General features: G+C 62.9%; 14 protein-coding genes. 4 read left to right on the top strand and 10 right to left on the bottom strand.

All coding sequences use genetic code 11. The annotated features are described in order from the left end of the window. Window positions 1–7 precede the first annotated feature (7 nt). From ACAX43_RS25850 to ACAX43_RS25815, 8 genes are all read right to left on the bottom strand, one after another. Window positions 8–1,441 carry a NarK family nitrate/nitrite MFS transporter gene (locus ACAX43_RS25850; protein ID WP_370711242.1) on the bottom strand — a complete coding sequence of 478 codons (1,434 nt, stop codon included), beginning with the start codon at window positions 1,439–1,441 and terminating at the stop codon, window positions 8–10. Continuing rightward, window positions 1,438–2,778, bottom strand: coding sequence for a nitrate/nitrite transporter (locus tag ACAX43_RS25845; protein WP_370711241.1), 1,341 nt, complete (start codon window positions 2,776–2,778; stop codon window positions 1,438–1,440). Before ACAX43_RS25845 ends, ACAX43_RS25850 begins: the two co-directional genes overlap by 4 nt. A 154-nt stretch (window positions 2,779–2,932) precedes the next feature. Next, window positions 2,933–3,658, bottom strand: coding sequence for a response regulator (locus ACAX43_RS25840; protein ID WP_370711333.1), 726 nt, complete (start codon window positions 3,656–3,658; stop codon window positions 2,933–2,935). A 27-nt stretch (window positions 3,659–3,685) separates the two neighbouring features. After that, window positions 3,686–5,602, bottom strand: a complete 1,917-nt coding sequence (locus ACAX43_RS25835) for a type IV pili methyl-accepting chemotaxis transducer N-terminal domain-containing protein (protein WP_370711240.1) — start codon at window positions 5,600–5,602, stop codon at window positions 3,686–3,688. 205 nt (window positions 5,603–5,807) lie between these two features. After that, window positions 5,808–7,289, bottom strand: coding sequence for a glucose-6-phosphate dehydrogenase (gene zwf, locus ACAX43_RS25830; protein ID WP_370711239.1), 1,482 nt, complete (start codon window positions 7,287–7,289; stop codon window positions 5,808–5,810). A gap of 205 nt (window positions 7,290–7,494) precedes the next feature. Next, on the bottom strand, window positions 7,495–8,430 hold the full coding sequence (lhpI, locus tag ACAX43_RS25825; RefSeq protein ID WP_370711238.1) for a bifunctional Delta(1)-pyrroline-2-carboxylate/Delta(1)-piperideine-2-carboxylate reductase: 936 nt from the start codon (window positions 8,428–8,430) through the stop codon (window positions 7,495–7,497). Between the two features lie 40 nt (window positions 8,431–8,470). Further along, window positions 8,471–9,478: a trans-3-hydroxy-L-proline dehydratase gene (gene lhpH / locus ACAX43_RS25820; RefSeq protein WP_370711237.1), complete on the bottom strand. Its 1,008-nt coding sequence runs from the start codon at window positions 9,476–9,478 to the stop codon at window positions 8,471–8,473. Between the two features lie 344 nt (window positions 9,479–9,822). Next, entirely contained in the window at window positions 9,823–10,074 is a 252-nt protein-coding gene (locus ACAX43_RS25815; RefSeq protein WP_370711236.1) for a hypothetical protein, read from the bottom strand. Window positions 10,075–10,419: 345 nt separating this feature from the next. Here ACAX43_RS25815 and ACAX43_RS25810 point away from each other — a divergent pair, with 345 nt between their 5' ends. The 3 genes from ACAX43_RS25810 (at window position 10,420) to ACAX43_RS25800 (ending at window position 12,979) form a co-directional block, all read left to right on the top strand. Then, window positions 10,420–10,674 carry a helix-turn-helix domain-containing protein gene (locus tag ACAX43_RS25810; RefSeq protein ID WP_370711235.1) on the top strand — a complete coding sequence of 85 codons (255 nt, stop codon included), beginning with the start codon at window positions 10,420–10,422 and terminating at the stop codon, window positions 10,672–10,674. 2 nt (window positions 10,675–10,676) lie between these two features. Next, the gene (locus tag ACAX43_RS25805; RefSeq protein ID WP_370711234.1) at window positions 10,677–12,017 is read left to right on the top strand and encodes a type II toxin-antitoxin system HipA family toxin; all 1,341 of its coding nucleotides are present in this window, start codon (window positions 10,677–10,679) and stop codon (window positions 12,015–12,017) included. A gap of 107 nt (window positions 12,018–12,124) precedes the next feature. Further along, entirely contained in the window at window positions 12,125–12,979 is an 855-nt protein-coding gene (locus tag ACAX43_RS25800; RefSeq protein WP_370711233.1) for a helix-turn-helix domain-containing protein, read from the top strand. A 72-nt stretch (window positions 12,980–13,051) separates the two neighbouring features. On the opposite strand, the gene ACAX43_RS25795 is transcribed toward ACAX43_RS25800, so the two are convergent. Continuing rightward, window positions 13,052–14,902, bottom strand: a complete 1,851-nt coding sequence (locus ACAX43_RS25795) for a hybrid sensor histidine kinase/response regulator (protein WP_370711232.1) — start codon at window positions 14,900–14,902, stop codon at window positions 13,052–13,054. Next, window positions 14,872–15,420 (bottom strand): molybdopterin-dependent oxidoreductase, encoded by a 549-nt coding sequence (locus ACAX43_RS25790; protein WP_370711231.1) that lies wholly within the window; start codon window positions 15,418–15,420, stop codon window positions 14,872–14,874. Before ACAX43_RS25790 ends, ACAX43_RS25795 begins: the two co-directional genes overlap by 31 nt. Window positions 15,421–15,703: 283 nt before the next feature. On the opposite strand from ACAX43_RS25790, the gene ACAX43_RS25785 reads away from it, so the two are divergent. Further along, window positions 15,704–16,651, top strand: a complete 948-nt coding sequence (locus ACAX43_RS25785; RefSeq protein WP_370711230.1) for a phosphoribosyltransferase — start codon at window positions 15,704–15,706, stop codon at window positions 16,649–16,651. Window positions 16,652–16,653: the final 2 nt, after the last annotated feature.

Genomic DNA, 16,653 nt, shown 5'->3' with positions numbered 1-16,653 from the left:
GCCGCACTCAACACGGCATCTCGGCGTGGCGCCGCGCGTAAAACCACCACGTCAGTCCGACACACAGCACGTAAAACACGATGAAGCCGTACAGCGCCAGCTCCGGACCGCCGCTGGCGAGAATCGAACTGCCGTAACTCTTCGGAATGAAAAACCCGCCGTATGCGCCGATCGCACCGGCAAAGCCGATCGCGGCCGCGCCTTCCGTGTTGCCTTCGCGGTTTGCATGGGCGAGCGCCTCCTGGTCGTTGGGCGACACGCCGCCGAGGCGCAGATTGAGGAAAATCACAGGAATCATGCGAAAGGTGGAGCCGTTGCCTACGCCTGTGGTCAGAAACAGCAGCATGAACATCGCGAAGAAGCCGCCGAACGCGCCTGCATGCGGTCCCCACGGGAAGGCCGCGCTGCCGGTCTTCGGCAGAAAGTACAGAACGCCCACCACGGCCAGCGCCATCACGGCGAAATTCCAGAACGTGACGCGCGCACCGCCGAGCTTGTCGGCGAGCCAGCCGCCCACCGGACGGATCGCTGCGCCAACCAACGGTCCTACCCATGCGTAAGTCAACGGGTTGACGTCCGGGAACTGGCTCTTGATGAGCAGCGGGAAGCCGGCTGAGTAACCGATGAATGAACCGAACGTGCCGAGATACAACGTGCACATCAGCCAGTTGTGGCGATTGCGGAAGATAGTCGCTTGCGCGGCAAAAGAAGCCTTCGCGTCGGCCAGATCGTTCATGCCGAACCATGCGGCGAGCGCGGAAATCGCGATCCAGGGCACCCAGATGAACGCCGCATTCTGCATCCACACCTGAGAGACATGACCGGCTTTCGTCATGAGTTGCGGCTCGCCGCCAAAAATGCCGAACACGCCGGCCGTAATCACCAACGGCGACAAAAACTGCACTGCGGATACACCCAGATTGCCAAGGCCGCCGTTCACGCCGAGCGCGGAGCCCTTGCGCTCCTTCGGAAAGAAGAAGCTGATGTTGGCCATGCTGGAGCTGAAATTGCCGCCACCGAAGCCGCACAGCAGCGCGAGAAGCAGCATGGTCGGATAGCTGGTGGTGTTGTCCTGTACCGCGAAGCCGATGCCGACCGCCGGGATCAGCAAGGAGGCCGTGGAGAGCGCTGTCCAGCGACGCCCGCCGAAAATTGGAACCATGAACGAGTAAAAGATGCGCAGCGTGGCGCCCGAAAGTGCAGGCGCCGCAGCCAGCCAGAACAGTTGATTGGTCGAATAGCGAAAGCCGAGTGTCGGCAAGGTAACCGCCACGACGCTCCACACCTGCCAGATCGCGAAGGCGAGAAACAGCGCCGGCACCGAGATCCATAAATTCAGTTTAGCGACGGATTCGCCTTCCTGCTGCCAGAAAGCCTTGTCCTCCGGCGTCCAGAAAGTGAGCGTGCGACCAGCCCGCGCGCGTGCTAACGAGATATTCATGATTGGGTTCCTGCTTGAGAAGAGGCCTGATTTGAAACCGTGGCTAAAGACCGATTGCGTGCGACGCCGGTGGTAGTGGCGCCTGCCGTCATCACGTCGGTGCGGCGAACTTCGGTGAGATACATCCAGATCAGCGAGACCCACACGACGCCGTAAAGCAGCATGAACGCACTCGAACGAATGCCTGTCAGATCGACCAGCAGTCCGAACAGAATCGGCAACGCAAAACCACCTAGGCCGCCCGCGAGTCCGACGATGCCGGAGATCGCACCGATGTTTTGCGGGAATTCGTCGCCGATGTACTTGAAGGTGCTGGCCTTGCCGAACGCGAAGGCGATACCGAGCACGAACATCAGTACCGTGAACCACACCACGTTGAGGCCCAGACGAAGGACCTTGGGACCGTCGACGGTCGCGATGGTGAAAACGGTTTGCGGATAGCTGAGGATGAACAGGCAGACCCAGCTCACCCACATCACCCACCACGTCACGCGATGCGCGCCATAGCGGTCCGAGAGCCAGCCGCCCACGGCACGCAACACGCCGCCAGGCAGCGAGAAGCATGCGGCGAGCAAAGCTGCCACCCGGATGTCGAGGCCGTATTCGCCGACGTAGTACTGCACCATCCACAACGAGAGTCCCACATAGCCGCCGAACACGATGCTGTAGTACTGGCAATACTTGAGTACGCGAGGATCCTTGAGCGCCTTGAGTTGATCGACGAAACGCAGCGTGTTCGGCACGCGATGAGAGGGGTCGCTAGCCGTGAAGAGCCAGAACAGCGCAACGGCGGCGAGCATGGCGATGGCGTATGTTTTAGCGACCATGCCCCAGCCGAAGGCGACGAGAATGGCCGGCGCGACGAACTTGTTGACCGCCGCGCCTGAGTTGCCTGCACCGAAGATGCCCATCGCGAAGCCGCGGCGCTCTTGCGCAAACCAGCGGGCCACGTATGGCGTGCCGACTGAGAACGCTCCGCCCGCAAGGCCGACGAACAGGCCGATGACGAGGAATTGCCAATAGGCGGTGGCGTAACTCATGAGCCAGATTGCCGGCACGGTGGCGAGCATCAGGCAGGCCATGACGATGCGGCCACCGTAGCGATCGGTCCAGATGCCGAGCGGCACGCGGACTAGTGAGCCGGTGAGAACCGGCAACGCGGCCAGCATGCCGAACTCAGTTTCGTTCAGGTGGAGTGATTGACGGATCGGGATGCCGATCACGCCGAACATCATCCACACCATGAAGCACACGGTGAAAGCGAAGGTACTCGCGATCAGGACCGACCATGCCTTGGGTTGGGTTGCGGCGCTGCTGTGGGCCGCGGTCTTTGTCATGGGCGTTGCTCCTTTTTCCATGACTCTGACTTTGCCGCGTTCGGCGGAGGGTGGGTATCCTTCTAATGGGGGTGGGGGTTTCGTGCGGAAGGAGTAGGTGCTTTCTGAGGACGTAGTTCTTTGGAACTATTGCTTTTTCGCGTGCAACTAGAAGCTAGTCTATTGCGATCGAATTAACCGTGGCATAAACAGCAGCTTGCACCCTCGACCCCAACTTAAGTTTGCGCAAAATATGCTGCACATGAATCTTGACCGTGGTCTCCGCGATGGCCAGCGCGCGAGCGATCTCCTTGTTACTCGCGCCGCGAGCGATATGCGCGAGAATTTCCTGCTCCCGGGCGGACAGCGCGACATCCGGCGCAAGCTGCGCCTGAGCAGCATCGACAGCGACCGGCGGGATCGGCCTTACTTCAGGCGCAGTTCTCGCTTCCATCGAAGAGTCGTTCCCCGCCGCCACGGCCCGATACGCCGACACCAGCTTCCCGGTCATCTCGGGACTCACAACAGACTCGTCGCGCATTGTCCGAATAATCGAGTCAGCCAGCGTGTCCGCATCGACAGTCTTCAGCAGATACCCTTGTGCGCCACAGCGCAAGGCAGCACCCAGGTCGCGCTCGTCCTCGCTCACGGTTAGCATCAGCACCCGAGCCTGCGGCGCGGCCTCGCGCAAATCCTTGAGCGCGTCGATCCCGTTCACGCCAGGCAAATGGTTGTCCAGCAGGATCAGATCCGGCTGCAATTCACCGGCGCGCCGTTGCGCCTCGCCGGCGTCGGCCGCCTCACCGATCACCCGGAATCGGGCATCCTCACGCAGCAACGCAATCAGGCCGCGGCGGAACAACGTATGGTCATCGACCACCAGCAAACGAATTGGAATCATCATCCACTACCGGTTTTGAACCGATGCCTAAGCAGCCTCGATCCGATGTTCATGAACGGTTTCCGGCGTGCCGCGCTGAGACGGCGCCAACGTTAATGTGACGCACGTTCCCGCGCCGGGCACGGAGTCGACTACCACCTCGGCGCCGATACGCGCCGCGCGCTCCCGCATGATGCGCAGGCCGACGTGCGTCTCACCGCGTGTGTGCTGTTGTGCGTCGAATCCCAGGCCGTCGTCGCGAACTTCGAAACTCCATACCGGGCTTTGCTGAACCTCCAGCCAGACCTCGCGCGCCTGCGCATGTTTGCGCACGTTCGACAACGCTTCCTGCAACACATGCAACACTTGCACCTGTACGTCGGCGTCGAGCGGCAGACCGTGGCCTTCGATCGACAGATTCGTGCGCAGGCCAGTTTGATGTTCGAACTTGCGCAGCGTGGTGCGCAACGCGGGTTCGATATCCTCCGTGTTGCCGCGCGTGCGGAAATGCATCAGCAATTCGCGCACGTCGCCGGTGCTTTCGCGCACGCCGGCGTCCAGCTCATCGACGATACGTGCGACCGGTGAATCGGCGGCAACCGGCAAGACGTCGCGCAGCAACTGCACCTGTATCTTCAAGAACGCCAGCGACTGCGCAATCGAATCGTGCAGTTCGCTCGCGAGCAATGCACGCTCGTCGGACACCGCCGTTTCCCGCTCCAGCGCGCTCACGCGCAGATTCTCCATGGCGCCCGCCAAATGGCTCGCGAGCGTGTCGAACAGGTCGCGGTCCTGCGCGGACAACACAATGGCTTCCTGAAAGAACAGATCGATCTCGCCAAGCGTGCGCTGATGCAAAACCAGCGGCACCGACACCAGCGTCGCGTAGCCGGCGCGCGCGCAATGACCGAGCGTCGCCGCACCGGGACCCGCGGACCAAACCGGGATCACCCGCGCGCCAGGCACGCTCTGCGGATGCCCGCACAGGCAGCTGCGCGACGTAAGACATTGTTCGTCCTCAATCATGAAGCGCGGCAGACCGTCGCCGGCCAGCAGCAGATAACGTTCGTTGGTCTCGCCCGACCAGCGGATCGCCACGGCATTCGCCCCGGCAATGCGGCGAATGCGCTGCGCGAAACCCTGCGCCAGCGCATCCAGCGCATTGGCATCGGCGAGAAACGCGCTCACTTCATACAGCGCCGCAAGACGCGCGCGCTCCGTCTCGAGGCTGGCGGTTTTTTCGCTGACCTTCTGTTCGAGACCCGCATAGAGCTGTTGCAGGTTCTGCGCCATCCGGTTGAAACCCGTGGACAGTTGACCGAATTCATCCTGCGCCGCCACCTCGACACGCGTGTCGAAGTCTCCGCGTTCGATACGCGCCAAGCCGCCGGTAAGCCTGAGCACGGGCGCCAATACGCTCAAATGGCCGACATACAGCAACGCCAGCGCGCTGCCGATCGCCAGCACGAGCAGCGCGAGTTGCAATGCATTGAGAATCGATGTCCAGCGCGCGAGTTGTGCTTCGATCGAACTGTCGAATGAATCGATCAGTAAAACAAATTGATTGGCTTCACGATCGACCTGCGCGGCGTTGGGCGGATTGGCACGGGTCCAGACCGGCCGCAACGCTTGCCATTGCGATTGCACTCGGGCAAAGCGCTTGCGCGCCTCGTCGTTCCACGGAACGAACAGCGGGCGTACCGGATCGCCCTTCTCGAGCAACTGGAGACTTTCATCGAACTGGCGAGCGAGCGTGTCAACCTCGGACGGCGTGTCGCGCAGCATCAGCGCGACACGGTAGGTTTGCATCCGCATGCGCCCAGCCTCGTTGATTGCGGCTGCGCCACCGTCGAGTTGCCAGGTAATCCAGAGTGTCAGGCCAATCGACGCCAACGCCAACGCAAGCAAGGTAGCGACAAGCGCAGCGAGTTTGGTGGCAAGGGGCCAGGAGGAGATGGAACGCATTCAAAGATTCTATGCGCTGCATCTAGATGCGGCACGTCGCCGGATTGACCCAAATCAACCCAACCTACGCAAAGTGCCAACAGAGGATCGGGCAAGCGGCCCGGCATCCGGGTAAAAGGAGAGCATGCAAACAAAAAGGCGGTCCGCTTATGCGGACCGCCTTTGCATTACGACACGCTTTTTAAAGCGTCAAAGTGTCGCTTGCTTATTGCGATTCCTCCGCCCATACCGCGTTTTCGCGCGCCATCAGCGCCGTGGATGCCGCCGGTCCAAACGTGCCCGCCGTATAGCCACGCGGCTTGTCGCCCGACTTGCTCCAGCCTTCAAGAATCGGTTCGGCCCACGCCCACGCGGCTTCGAGTTCGTCGCGGCGCATGAAGTGCGTCAGGCGTCCGCGAATCACGTCGATCAGCAAACGCTCGTACGCTTCCGCGCGACGCTCGGTGAAGGCCTGCTGCAAATCCAGGTTCAAATTCACCGGCAGCATGTGCATGCCGCTGCCCGGCTCCTTCGCGAGCATCTGCAACTGGATCGATTCTTCCGGCTGCAACTGGATGACGAGACGATTGCCATAGTTGCGACCGCCGCTTGGAATGATCGAGAACGGCAGCTCGGAAAACTCGATGACGATCTCCGACACCTTCTTCTGCATACGCTTGCCGGTGCGCAGGAAGAACGGCACGTTGGCCCAGCGCCAGTTGTTGATATGCGCGCGCAACGCGACGAAAGTCTCGGCGCGGCTGCCCGGCGGCACGTTGTCTTCCTCGAGGTAGCCCTTCACCGGTTCGCCGCTCACGGCGCCCGCCGTGTACTGGCCGCGCACGGTGTCGCGTACGATATCCTCGGGTGTCATGGGCCGCAGCGAGCGCAGTACCTTGAGTTTTTCGTCGCGCACCGCATCGGGATCGAGCGACACCGGCGGTTCCATCGCGACGATGCACAGCAGTTGCAGCAAGTGGTTCTGCACCATGTCGCGCAGTGCGCCAGTCTTATCGTAGAAGCCCGCACGGCTGCCCACGCCGACAGTTTCCGCCACCGTGATCTGCACGCGCTTGATATACGGCGCCTGCCACAACGGGCCGAAAATTGCATTGCCGAAGCGCAGCACCATCAGGTTCTGCACGGTTTCCTTGCCGAGGTAGTGGTCGATCCGGTAGATCTGCGCTTCGCTGAAATGCTTGCCGACCGCTGTGTTGATTTCCTGTGCCGAGGCCAGATCGTGGCCCAGCGGCTTTTCCAGCACGACGCGGGAGTTCCCGTCGACGAGCCCCGCAGCCGAAAGGTTGTCGCAAATATTCGTGAACAGATCCGGCGAAGTCGCGAGATAGAACACCCGCCGCACACCGGAGCGTGACGCTTCGCTCAGACGCTGGTAGTCCTCGACCGAGTCGACGTCCATGCGCACGTACTCGAACAACGAGAGGAATTTGTCCCAGGCGGCGGCATCGAACGCCTTCTTTTCGATGAAGGGCTTCGCCTTCGATTCCATGAATTCGCTGATGTACTCCTCACGCGACCAGGGCTTGCGGCCAATCGTGAGAATGCGGGTCTCCGGCGGCAGATTGCAGTGCAGATGTGCCATGTAGAGCGCCGGCAGCAGCTTGCGGAACGACAGATCGCCGGTGCCGCCGAAAATGATCATGTCAAGCGGCAGGTCGGGGGTGGCAGAAGCGTGTTGGGTCGTCATAGCGCGGTCGCAGCGTCGTGATGAATAGGCGTGGGCCAAGGGGCAGAAAGAGGCACAAGCGCCGGCTGAGCGGCACTTTTTTCTGGCAAACGTCTATGGTGCAACTTTTTGAGATTTTTTGCACGGCAACATGTGCCGCAGGTTGGCGCAATACGCCAACCTGCGCCGGCAAAGCGCTCGTCGCCGAACCATGGAACGGTCCTGATCAGCCGCCCGACAAGGCCTCGCGCGCCACGCGGCAGGCGGCGAGATCCCATGCCGCGCAGCCGACGCTTTTAAAAACAATCGGCTGTTCCGGCAACAAAGTCGTGACATTTTGCACCGCTGCGGCAATTCCGCCGACCTTCGTCCAATCGACTCCGGCCTGGATAAAATCACCGGCTTCATGTTTTGCACCCGCTTCGTCGTCGACGAACAGCGCGCTGCCTGCGATCGTGCGCGCGCCGATCTCGACCATTGCGGGGGTGAACGCGCCAACGCCGATCACGAGCCGATCCGCGCGTGCCGTTTCGTCGTAGACAGGCTGCTTGCTGGTGGTCAGCGCAATCACTACGTCGATCGCAGCGGGGAGGTTTGCGTCAGCGCTTGCCAGCGCATGCAGTTCGCGCGCCTTGCCGCGATACGCCGCGCAAAACGCTTCGGCGCGCGCGGGCGCGCTGCCCTTCACCCACACGCGTGCGTCGGGGAACAGTTCGCCGACCGCTTCCAGATGATTCACGGCCTGCGTGCCGGTGCCGATCAGCAGGAATTCGCGCGGCCTGGCCCGCGCGAAAGTGTGTACGCCGAGCATCGACATCGCCGCCGTGCGGCGCCCCGTCACCGTCGGGCCGTCGAGGATGAAGAGCGTCTCACCGGTGTCCGCATCGAAGGCCATCACCTGGCCGTGGATCGTCGGTATGCCGCGCGGCTTATTACTCGCGCAAACATTGACCAGCTTGTGGATGGCGAGGTCGGGCGCGGTGGCCGGCATCGACAGCATGATGCCGCCTTCGTTGAGCGGCACGACGAGCCGCTCGGGACTCGCGATGCGTTGCTGCACATAGTCGATGCTCGCGCGCTTCAATGCGTCGACGAGCGTCGCGTACGGGATCAGCCGCGCGGTGGCGGCGGCGTCGAAAATCTGCGTGGTCGTCCGAGTCATAGGCTTGTCTTTCCAGTCCTTGCGATGGGTTGCGTTCGATTCAGCGCACCAGAAAACCGTAAGTCAACGGATCGCGTTCGTCGACGATCCAGTTTGCAAAACCATACACATGCGCGTCGCCTTCGATCTCCGGAATCACGGCGTCGAACCCATCGAGCTTCGTCTCCGACAAGACGCGGCCGCGAAAAATCGTACCGATCACCGATTCGTTGACCAAGGTTTCGTCGCGGCCCAACTCGCCGCGCAGATAGAGTTGCGCGACGCGGCCCGCAGTGCCGGAGCCGGTCGGTGAGCGGTCCACTTCACGATCGGCGAAGACGCAGCAATTGGCCTGAGTCGAGCCGGCATGACGCGGCGCGTTGTCGATGATGGTGCCGTAAATATGGTTGATTTCGGGAATCCGTGGATGCTGGACCTTGAAGGCCTCGTTCGCCGCGCGTTTGACTTCGGCGCCGAACTGGATCAGCCGGTCGATCCCGGCTTCGCGCACGTTCAGGTCGAAAGGCTTGCCCGACGTGTAGAAATAGAACGCGCCGCCGAACGCGATATCGCCGCGCACTTCCCCGAAGCCAGGCGTGTGGACCGTCACGTCGCGCTGCCAGATAAACGACGGCACATTGACGAAGCGCACGTGGCCCGCCTGCTCGCCGTCCCATTGCACGAACGCCTCGATGAAGCCGCAGGGTGCGTCGATGCCGACACGCGTTTCCGGTTCGACACGCTCGACCCAGCCGAGCGCGACGGCCGCGGTGGCAAGGGCGATCACGCCGTGGCCGCAATGATCGCTATAGCCCTCGTTGTGCACGAAGATCACGCCGAAGTCGGCGCCTTCGCTGACCGGCTCCGTCAAATAGCCGCCATACATATCGGCGTGGCCGCGCGGCTCGAACATCAGCGCGCGGCGCAAATGATCGGCATGCTCCTTGAGCCATGCGCGGCGTTCGACGATGGTCTTACCGGGAAACTTCGGCAAACCGCTGGTGACGATGCGAAACGGTTCGCCGGCTGTATGCACTTCGACCGTGCTTATCATGCGGTTCAGTTTCATGCGTGCAGCCTTCTTGCGTATGAAAAGTGGAAAACGTCGGCGGACGAAGCCTGTCGGGCGCGTTGCAGTGTGCGCTAGCCCGCGGGCGCTTCGCTGGGTGGTCGCGACGAGGGGATCACCATCAGCCGGTCACACGCTGCGGCGACGCCGCGGGTCGCGTGTGAATGGTGTGCGGGCGCGCGGCGACGGCCAGGACGTGCGGGCGCGGCGCGCGGCAGGCGTAAGTGTTGCGGGCGTGGCTCCGGGTGTGGCTGATCTGGCACGTGGCGGCTCCGGGAGTCGAGAACAAGCAATTCTACGACGCCCGGCGTGGCGTGGGGCCGGATCGCGGCCCCACGCCACGTTCATTGCGAAGCGGCTTTGGCTTCGCCTTTCTTGCCGCCCTTGAACATCGCGCGGCACGCCGGGCTGAGTTCGTCGATGTGCTGCTTCATGCAGACGGTGATTTTTTCTTTGTTTGGAATATCGGCGGAGCAGAAATGCATCGCGTCGCCGCGACAGGCCTTGGCCTGTTCGTCCTGGGTGGCCGCATTCGCCGCGGTGACTGCGCTCAGTGCGAGAAGGCTCACGGCAAGCAGGGTGTAGGTTCGATTCATGGCGGGTTCCGCAATCCAAAGGTCGGTGAAAAGCGTCGGTGAAAAGCTCCCGAGCAGAAAACGGGCCCGATCGCGGTGCTCGCCGGATAGCTCGCGTGGCGTAGCGCCGGCATCAGGGGTTGCGCAAAGCATGCCGCGCGCAGCCCCTGATGCCAGGCGGTGGCGAGCGGGCCCCCGTCCCCTTCCGTTTCCGACACGTGCGCAGATAGACAGAATTTATGCGTCACAGAGATATTTGCTTTTTATGCGTCACACAGATATTTGCCAAATATGTGCCACGCGAATATTTGACAAATATCTGTGTGACGCATAAAATGCGTTTATTCGTCTCGCGGATAATTTGCCATGCTCCACCTCGTCACTACACCGGACCAGATGGCCCAGCTGCTTGCTGCCGGCCGGCGGCAAGCCGGCCTCACCCAGGCCGAAGCCGCCGCGCGCATCGGCGTCAGCCAGAGCCGCATCTCAGTGCTGGAAACCGAAGCCACCGCCCTCACGCTTGCACAATTGCTGGCGCTGTGCGGCGCTTACGGGCTGCAATTGCAGGTCCGCGACAAGAACCAGCCGGTAGCTGAGCCGGCGCCTTTGGTCGAGTGGTGAGCATGGGCCGTCAGACTCATTCGCGGGCACTTTCGGTGTGGGCTAATGGCGAGCGCGTCGGCGCCTGGCGCCTGCCCGCCCGCGGCCCCATGGAGTTCGCTTACGATCCCACGTGGGTCGCCTCGCCTGCGGGCCGGCCGCTTTCGCTCTCACTGCCGTTCACGCCGAGCAACGTGGCGCAAAAAGGGCCGCGGGTGCTCAACTATTTCGACAACCTGCTGCCCGACAGCGAGGCGATCAGAAAACGCATCGCCCAACGCTACCAGACCGATACGCTGGATGCGTTCGACCTGCTGCAAGCCATCGGCCGGGATTGCGTGGGCGCCGTTCAACTGCTTGCCGAAAGCGACGCGCCGACCGGGGTCGAACGGATCGAAGGCACGCCGCTGTCGGACAACGAGATCGAGACGACGCTGGCGCGCACGGTCAGCAATCCCGCCCTCGGCACGCCCGACGAAGCGGACGATTTCCGCATCTCGCTCGCCGGCGCGCAGGAGAAAACCGCGCTGCTGTGGCACGGCGGCAAGTGGCAACGCCCGCACGGCGCCACGCCCACCACGCATATTTTCAAGCTGCCGCTCGGGCTGGTCGGCAACAAACTCGCCGACCTCAGCACCTCGGTCGAAAACGAATGGCTGTGTCTGCGGATCCTGCGCGCCTACGGTCTGCCGGTCGCCAATACCGAGATCCTGACGTTCGGCAAGCAACGGGTGTTGAGCGTCGAACGTTTCGACCGGCAACTGCATTCGAGCGGGCAATGGCTGTTGCGCCTGCCGCAAGAAGACTTCTGCCAGGTGTACGGCGTACCTTCGCATCGCAAGTACGAAAACGAAGGCGGCCCAGGCTTGCTGGATCTCGCGCGGATTCTCCAGCAATCGGTGTCCGCCCAGCAGGACATCGAGACGCTGCTGGCGAGCCAGATCCTGTTCTGGATGCTGGCGGCGCCGGACGGCCACGCCAAGAACTTCAGCATTCGCCTGCTGCCGGGCGGCCAGTACCGTCTGACGCCGCTTTACGACGTGATGTCGATCTGGCCGGTGGAAGGCAACGGTCCGAACCAGTGGTCATGGTTCAAGGCCAAGCTCGCCATGGCGATGTGGTCGCGGAGCAAACACGACGCCTTTCGCGACGTGCAACGGCGCCACTTCAACGCGATGGCGCTGAGGTGCTCGTATGGGGCGAACGCCGAGCCTTTGATCCAGCGGCTGATCGACCAGACACCCAAGGTCATCGAACAGGTCTCGGCCGAGTTGCCCGAGCGGTTTCCGGGCAAAGTCGCCGAGCGGATTTTCAAAGGCCTGAAAGCCTCAGCGGCCAAACTCGAAAAAATGTCAGCAACATAAGGTGGCCTTAAGGCTTATCTGAAATATTCCTGCACAAATGCGGCGCTGTTTCATCGTGTCCGTATCGCCCCCACAACCACCCTTAAGAAGGCGGATCCTCACGCAGTATGGCTAACGAAACAAACTCACCCGACTCCATCGCAGTCGCCGAGCGTGTGCGCGAGTTGATGAGCCGACACGGAATCGGCAAACGCCAGCAAACCACTGAACTGTGCCGCGTCCTCGATCTCAGTTTTTCGCAAGGGCACCGCAAGCTGCGCGGCAACAGCCCGTGGACCCTCTCACAGATCAAGAAGGTCGCCGAAGTGTTCGGCGAACCCGCCGCCCAGCTATTCGGCGCGCAGTCGCTCGATCCGGGCATGGTCGGCGCAATCGCCCAGGAAGCGGTGTTCAGCATCGGCGCGATCGAGCTGGCCTGCACCGCATGGGTCGGCGCCGCCCTCGAACCGGGCAGCCGCCCGGAATTTGTCGCGTACTCCAAGCTCGGCCAATGGCGCGTTGCACGTCACGACGGCGCGCTTTATCAAAGCGCCTACGAAGTCCACAAGATCGAGATCTATCCGCGCCGCGCCGAAACCGACAAGCCGACCATCGCCGTGGTCGACGACGATCAGGCCTCCGCCGACAACCTGCGCGACTATCTCGAACGCAGCGGTTTCGCGGCCGTGGCGATCTACGGTCTGTCCGCGTTCGCCGAACAGCTGCAAACGCAGATCTTCGACGGCGTGGTGATCGACTGGCTGTTCGGCTCGCAGACTTCGGCGGCGGCGATTCGCGCGGTGCGCGCGTCGGAAAATCCGGACGCGCCGATTTTCGTGCTGACCGGCGAATTGCTGACCGGCAAGGCGAGCGAATCGGAGATCAGCCAGGTGATCCGCAATTACGACGTCGCGTGCTATGAGAAGCCCGCGCGTATGGCGATCCTGGTCGCCGATCTGTCAAAGCGGCTCAACCGGCCCTGACGAGCCCGCACGCGGCGGAAGGTGTGTGCTCAGGGTGAGCCCTCCTCCATCTGCACGCCTTTGGACATCGCGTCAAACCGTATGCCGCGAAGCCAAAGCGCGCTGCAATGCGACGCGCAACTCCTCGTAATGTACGGGCTTTAATAACGCTTCGAAGAACGGCTGCGAGCCGGTCCCTGCATCCTCGTCTTCCGCAGCGCCCGCCCCCGGCGCATAGGCGCTGACCACGATCACCTGAGCCCCCGACGAGGGACCGCTGCGCGCGGCAAAGTCCGCGAGAAACGTATAACCGTCGCGCTGCGGCATATGCAGATCCAGCAACACCACATCGCAGTGGCCCGCATCGAGCCACGCGAGCGCGTCGTCGGCGTTGGCGACGGCCTGTGCGTCGAAACCCATGTGCGCGACCATTTCGCTGAGCGACTCGCGAATCAGCCGGTTATCGTCGACGATCAGCACGCAGGGGCGCACCCCGCCCGGCTCGGCGTGTGCCACCACGTGAGGCGGCTCGGACGCCACGACCGGCCTGACCGGAATCGTCACCGTGAAGATCGTGCCCTCGCCGACCTTGCTCGCCACGTCGACGGCGCCGCCGAACAGCTTCACCAGCCCCTGCACGATGGCCAGCCCCATCCCCGCGCCTTCGAAGCGGCGCGTGCGCGACGCGTCCAGCTGCGTGAACTCCTGGAAGATCAGCGGAATCTGCGCAGGCGGCACCCCCGGCCCCGTATCGCTGACGACGAAGATCAGCACCGCCGGCCGCTGTTTCAGGTGCACGCGTACCGTACCGGTTTCGGTGTAACGGATTGCGTTGGTGACGAGGTTGTTGACGATCTGGCGAATGCGGTGTGGATCGGAATCGACGAGGCCGCGCATGCCGCTCATCTCGCTTTCGAGCCTGAGCCCGCGTGCGGCGGCCGACATCGTGTGTTCGTCGACGATCGACGCCAGCAGTTCGCGCGGTTCGAAATGCTCGTGACGCAACTCGAGCTTGCCGGCGCCAAGGCGTGCGTAGTCGGTCAGATCTCTCATCTGGGCTTCCAGATGCCGCCCCGCGGTTTCGAGCCGCTGGATCACCTTGCGGTCAGCCTCGGAGTGATAGTTGAAGCCCAGCAATTCGATCGACGACACGATCGCGTGCAACGGCGTACGCAGTTCATGGCTGATCATGCCGAGAAACGCGTCCTTCGCGAGACTCGCCTCGCGCGCCGCGCGGCTCGCCTGATGCTCCGCGTCGAGCGCCGCCTGCTGCTGATGCATCAGGCGCGTGCGGCGCCGGCCGTTGAGCACCAGCAGCATGGTCGCGGCCGCCGACAGCAACAGCAGCAACATGCCGCCCGCGAACAGCATCCGGCGCTTGTCGATGAAATCGCGGTTCATCGCCTCGCGGTCGGCCACGTCGGCGAAACGGCGGCTCAACGCGAGATCGTTGACCTCGTCCCAATGCTGGCGCAACGCCATGACGATCTGACTGGCGCGGCTGCGGTCGTTCGGCAGCGCATCGACCTCAGGCTGAATCCCGACCAGCAGATGACCGAGCGACTGGATCGCGTCCAGTTGCCGTTGCAGCAGCGCGGGTTGCGTGGTCAGCCGGCGCGTCGATCCGGCCATCACGTGCAGCTTCGATTGCAGCAACTGGTCGCGCAGCATGAGCCGCTGATAGTCGTCGTCGACACCGGATTGATACAGCAGCAGCTGGTTCTCGAAACGCGCGTAGGCGATCTGCAACTGCGCAGCGTCCCAATAGAAGCCGTCGTACGTGCCGGTCAGCTGTTCGGTTGCGTGCGGATTAAGCAGGTTCGCGTACAACAGATAGCCGATCGCGCCGGCCGGCGCCGCGAGCGCGGTCAGCCAGATCAGCACATACAGGACGCGGCGCCATGGACGGCGCGCTATTTGACGATGAGTGCCTTGATCTGCCATACGAATTTCGAATCGCCCGAGGCGCCCGTGAGTTCATCGGGGAACGCGTCGCGCGGGTAGATAAGAAACAGCGGCCCGAAGTCGCTGATCTTCAGGCGGCGGCCGTTCATGCTGTACGCAACCACCACGCCGTAGCGATCGCAATCGGACACTGGAACGGTGTAGGTATAGTCGTCGAGCGTATGGATCTCGACTTCGCTGCCGTATGCGCCGACTGTCTTCAGAATATCCGCGAGCAGCGGCCCTGTGAAGGTGGAACGCGGAGTCCAGGTCGTGACGGTCGTAATCGAATGGACCGGCAGCGCGAGCAGTTGTGCCTCGCTGAAGTGATAAAGCTGGTGCGACGCGTCGGTGGTCTTGCCGATTTTACCCGCCACGTCGAGCGACAACGGCAACGACTCCGCCTGCGCCTCTGCCTGCATGCTCCACGCGGCCAGTGCGAAGATCAGGCCCAACGCCCACCCTACGCCCCTGTCAGCGCTTTTCCTGCCACCCACCCCTGCGGTCGCCTTGGTCATCTGCCTGCTTATTCCGTTGTTTGTTTTTTTTCGGGCGGCTGCGCTGCGCCGACGCCGCCGGCTATCGAAACTGCAGCCCCTTTGCGCGACTGCGGCGCCGCTCTCACGCATGCCCCATCCGGTGCCGCGCGTCATGCCGACGCGCGATCCTTGGACGCATGCATAATATCTCCAAAATTCTTTGTCTCAAAAAAACGAGGGCAGGCTGCGGCACCACCGCCGAGCGCCGCGCCCCGTATTCGAGACACCCGCCCCACGTGCGCAACGCGACGCCATACGAGTCATGAACAAGCCGGTTTTACCCCTGACGTACGAACAACTGGATCACTGGATCGAATCGCTGCAGCCGGCGTTGCTGGCAGAGCGCTTCACGATGGCGATCGGCATTCTGCGCGGCGGCGCGCCGCTCGCGCTGATGGTGTCGCATGCGGCCGGCATGCCGGTCGCCTTCCTGCGCTACGACCGCCGGTCCCGCACGGTCGCCTGGGACTCGACGCTGCCGATGCCGCCCACGGGCGCCAAAGTGCTGCTGTGCGAGGACATTGCAGGGCGTGGCTTTACGCTGACCGATTGCATCGCGTTCCTCAAGCAGCACGGCCTCGACGTCAAGACGCTGACGGGCGCGGCCGACGACCTGAGCCGCATGCAACCCGACTACGCGATCGATGCACGCGGCTACTTCACGCTCTTCCCGTGGGAGCGCCAGGCCTACACCGAACGTTATCGCGAAGACTGGGCACGCGTCGAAGCAGGCACTGCACCCGCGATGGCCGACGATCACGAATACGCAACCTATGCGATCGACCTGGACGGCATCCTGCTGCCCGACGTGCCGCTTGCTCGCTACGACGAGGATCTGGCCGCCGCGCTCGCCGAACGCGACGCCCTGCTGCCGTTCGACGTGCTGCCGGGCATCGATCTGCAACGCGTTCGCACGATCATCACCGGCCGGCCGGAACTGGATCGCGCGCGCACCGAAGCGTGGCTCGCGCGGCACGGTTTCGGTCATATGGAACTGGTGATGCGCACGCCCGACACGCACGACGAAAGTTCCGCCGGCGCCGCTGCTCACAAGGCCGCCGCGGCATTGCGCGGCGGCGTCACGCATTTTGTCGAGAGCGATCCGGTGCAGGCACTGCTGATCGCACAGCAAGCGCCGCTGCTGCGCGTGATCTGGTGGGACGCGCACACGCGAACCGGCATGCTGGTCGGCGCCCGCGCGTGGACTTGAGC

Source organism: Paraburkholderia sp. IW21, from assembly GCF_041321145.1.
In the GTDB taxonomy this organism is placed as follows: Bacteria; Pseudomonadota; Gammaproteobacteria; order Burkholderiales; family Burkholderiaceae; genus Paraburkholderia.
This window is presented reverse-complemented; position numbering and strand designations above follow the sequence as displayed.